Annotated in this window: 5 protein-coding genes; all 5 read left to right on the top strand. The window is 42.0% G+C overall.

Features of this window, described 5'->3' with window-relative positions; all coding sequences use genetic code 11:
- Nucleotides 1-217: 217 nt before the first annotated feature.
- Complete coding sequence (locus BP621_RS14290; RefSeq protein ID WP_349682088.1) at nt 218-775, top strand: flavodoxin family protein; 558 nt, start codon at nt 218-220, stop codon at nt 773-775.
- A gap of 179 nt (nt 776-954) precedes the next feature.
- On the top strand, nt 955-1,479 hold the full coding sequence (locus BP621_RS14285) for a nitroreductase family protein (RefSeq protein ID WP_292391161.1): 525 nt from the start codon (nt 955-957) through the stop codon (nt 1,477-1,479).
- A 311-nt stretch (nt 1,480-1,790) separates the two neighbouring features.
- Nucleotides 1,791-2,069, top strand: coding sequence for a putative quinol monooxygenase (locus tag BP621_RS14280; RefSeq protein WP_292391160.1), 279 nt, complete (start codon nt 1,791-1,793; stop codon nt 2,067-2,069).
- A 165-nt stretch (nt 2,070-2,234) separates the two neighbouring features.
- A complete protein-coding gene (locus BP621_RS14275; RefSeq protein WP_292391159.1) occupies nt 2,235-2,807 on the top strand; it encodes a flavin reductase family protein in 573 nt (190 codons plus the stop codon).
- Between the two features lie 49 nt (nt 2,808-2,856).
- The coding region (locus BP621_RS14270) for a flavodoxin family protein (RefSeq protein ID WP_292391157.1) at nt 2,857-3,420 on the top strand (564 nt) is incomplete at its 3' end.

Raw genomic sequence — 3,420 nt, 5'->3', positions numbered from 1 at the left:
GATTGCATGTATAGTATATAAGTATAGTTACTGCAAATTAGATATCAATAAATACATTTTCTTAAAGAAAGAAAAATCCGGCATAAATTGAAAAATTGATCCGGTATAAATTCAAAGGAAACGGAATCAGGTTAGACCCATATTTAGGTTAAGCCTAAATTCAGGCTAGATCCAATTTAGGTCAGACCCAGTTTAAAGAATAAGAGGCATGAATAAAATGAAAGTTATAGGTATTGTAGGAAGCCCCCGAAAGAACGGAAACACAAACGCTCTTGTCCAGCAGGTCCTGGAAGGCGCAGCAGAAGCAGGTGCCGAAACTCGAACATTTATTCTCAACGATATGAACTACAAAGGCTGCCAGGGCTGCGACTACTGCAAGAGCCATGACAAATGCAAGCTTGAAGATGATCTTAAGGAAGTATTCGATGAGCTTACATCAGCAGATGGAGTTGTTTTTGGTTCTCCGATTTACTTTGGCCAGTTTACAGGTCAGATGCGTCTCTTCCTTGACCGCTGCTATTCCCTTATAAATGCAGATTTCTCTCCCCGACTCCCTGCCGGGAAAAAAGCCGTGATAGTAGGAACTCAGGGAGCACCTGACCCAGAAGCCTTTAAAAAAGTATATGAGGAGTTTGGAGGACAAATTTCCGGCTTCATGCAGGCAGAAGTAAAGGATATTCTTGTAGGAGTTGGCTATCACGCTCCGGGAGAAGTCAAGAATAATATCGAGCTTATGGAAAAAGCGAAAAACGCAGGTCTTAACCTGTTCAAATGAAGGTAAATAAGTTAAATAAAACTGGAAAATAAAAAAGGGAACTAAAAATCCAATAACTAATAAACAAGTAACTGAAAAATCGGGAAATAAAAAACGGAAAGAAAATAAAATAGGGTGAGAGAAACCAGGAGAGATTTCCTCGCCCAGATCTTTCAGGGAAGAATAGGAGGAGTCTGAATATGAAAACTCTTGAAGCAATCCACACTCGCCGAAGCATTAGAAAATATACTGATAGGCCAGTTCCAAGGGAGCTTGTTACCGAACTGCTCAGGGCTGCAATGTGTGCTCCATCTGCGGTCAACGCCCAGCCCTGGATCTTTATTGTTATCGATGACAGGAAGCTTCTTGATGAAATTCCCACGTTCAGTCCCTATGCAGGCATGTGCAGGGAAGCTCCTCTTGCAATTCTTGTCTGTGGGGATACAACGCTTGAAAAGGCTCCCGGATACTGGGTTCAGGACTGCTCGGCAGCCACCCAGAATCTCCTGCTTGCAGCTCACGATGCCGGGCTTGGGGCAGTCTGGACCGGGATTTATCCGAGGAAGGACAGGATTGAAGGTTTCCGGAAAGCCTTTGGACTACCTGAACACGTAATTCCTCTAGCCATTGTACCAGTAGGTTATCCTGACCAGAAACCAGGCCCTCAGGACAGGTTTGATAAAACAAAAATATACCACAACAGGTACGGCCAGAGAAGAGAATGAGGCTGTAAAGCCAGCATAATAAGAGTTACACTGTACCGCGAGAATAGTAGCAAGATAGAGCAGTTAAAGATTTGAATCTGCGAAAAGGCTCTTAAAGAAGCCAAATTTGTCAGTGAATACCTTTTTGAGAAATAAGTCATGTTTCCGGGTTTGTAGAATGCGGAAAAAGCAAAAAAACTTTTTCAATCTAGATTCTCGACAGGGAGAATCCCAATGGAAATAAAAAAATATGGCAAGTGCGAAAAGTACGGAAATTTGGAAATTCAGAGAATAAATTTTTCTAATAAGCTGGTGATCTATTGACAATACGAGTGGTTGCAAAAAATTGTGTCAAGCCTGAAAAGGTTCAGGAATTTTTGGGTTTGTGCAAAAAACTTGTTGAAGCATCATTAAAAGATGAAGGCTGCATAGATTATGGGCTGTATCAGGAGTTGGAGAATTCAAGAATCCTGACGTTCTTAGAAGAATGGAAAGATGAAAAAAGCCTTGAGCAGCATTTAAATTCCAGTCATTTTAAAGAAATATTTCCATTGCTTTCAGAATACCTTGAAAAAGAAGCTGAGGTTAATGTGTACAGGAAAACACTGTGATTTATCTGGCTATAGTTGATTCAACTTTAGCTTACTCGACTATGGTTTATCAAGGTGTGCTTTGTCTATTTAACTCTTAAAATTTTACTCCCAAACACTTTTTGGAAAAATAGTAATAAATTCTATACAGTAACGAATAAGTAAATCGGATGGGGGAAAGTAGCCATGGCAGAGAAAATCAAGATCAATAACAATGCATTCATCTATCCCATGCCAGTAACTCTTTTGGGGGCTAACGTTGAAGGAAAAGCTAATTTTATGGCCCTGGGATGGATCAGCCGCGTGAATTCAAACCCTCCAATGATTGGAGTGGGAGTCCACAAATCCCGTTATACTGCTCAGGGTATAAAGGAAAATGGAAGTTTCAGCATCAATTTTCCCGGTGCCGAGTTGGTTAGAGAAACCGATTACTGCGGGATTGTTTCTGGAAAAAAGAGTGATAAATCCGGCCTGTTTGAAGTATTCTACGGAGAATTGGGAACAGCACCCATGATCAAAGAATGTACTCTAAACCTTGAGTGCAGGTTGACCGAAACTCTGGAGTTGCCGGTACATTACTTTTTCGTGGGGGAAATTACTGATGCTTATTCCGAAGAGAGTTACCTCACTCAGGGGAAGCCCGATATCAAGAAAATGGAACCTCTGCTTCTTACCATGCCTGACAACAGCTACTGGACTGTAGGCGACTATGCCGGAGCTGCCTGGAAGATAGGGAAAAGCCTGAAAGGGAACGAATGAGAAGAATAGAGAATAGAGAAAAAAGATCATCCACTGGAGGAATAGAGAAATGAAAGTTGTCGCGTTTAACGGAAGTCCGAGAAAGGAAGGAAATACGGCTGCCCTTATAAAGCATGTCCTTGCAGAACTTGAAAAGGAAGGAATAGAAACCGAAATTGTGCAGGTCGGAGGAAAAAGAATTCACGGCTGTACAGCCTGCGGGAAATGCTACGAAAAAATGGATCAGAAATGTATAAATGACAAGGACATCGTCAACGAATGCATTGAGAAGATGCTCGAAGCCGATGGCATAATTCTGGCTTCGCCTACTTATTTTGCAGACCTGACTCCCGAACTTAAGGCTCTGATTGACAGGGCAGGTTTTGTTGCTAAAGCCAATAACGAAATGTTCAGGCATAAAGTCGGAGCGGCAGTCGTCGCAGTAAGAAGAGCAGGATCGATTCATGTTTTTGACTCAATCAACCATTTCTTCACCATTTCCCAGATGATAATCCCGGGATCAAGCTACTGGAATATGGGAATGGGGCTTGCCGAAGGGGATGTTGAAAAAGACGAAGAGGGTATTCAAACCATGCAGGTTCTGGGCCAGAATATGGCATGGCTTTTGAAGAAG

The sequence above is a fragment of the Methanosarcina sp. UBA5 genome, from assembly GCF_002505485.1.
In the GTDB taxonomy this organism is placed as follows: domain Archaea; phylum Halobacteriota; class Methanosarcinia; order Methanosarcinales; family Methanosarcinaceae; genus Methanosarcina.
The sequence above is the reverse complement of the archived record's forward strand: the minus strand, read 5'-3'. Positions and strand labels throughout refer to the sequence as shown.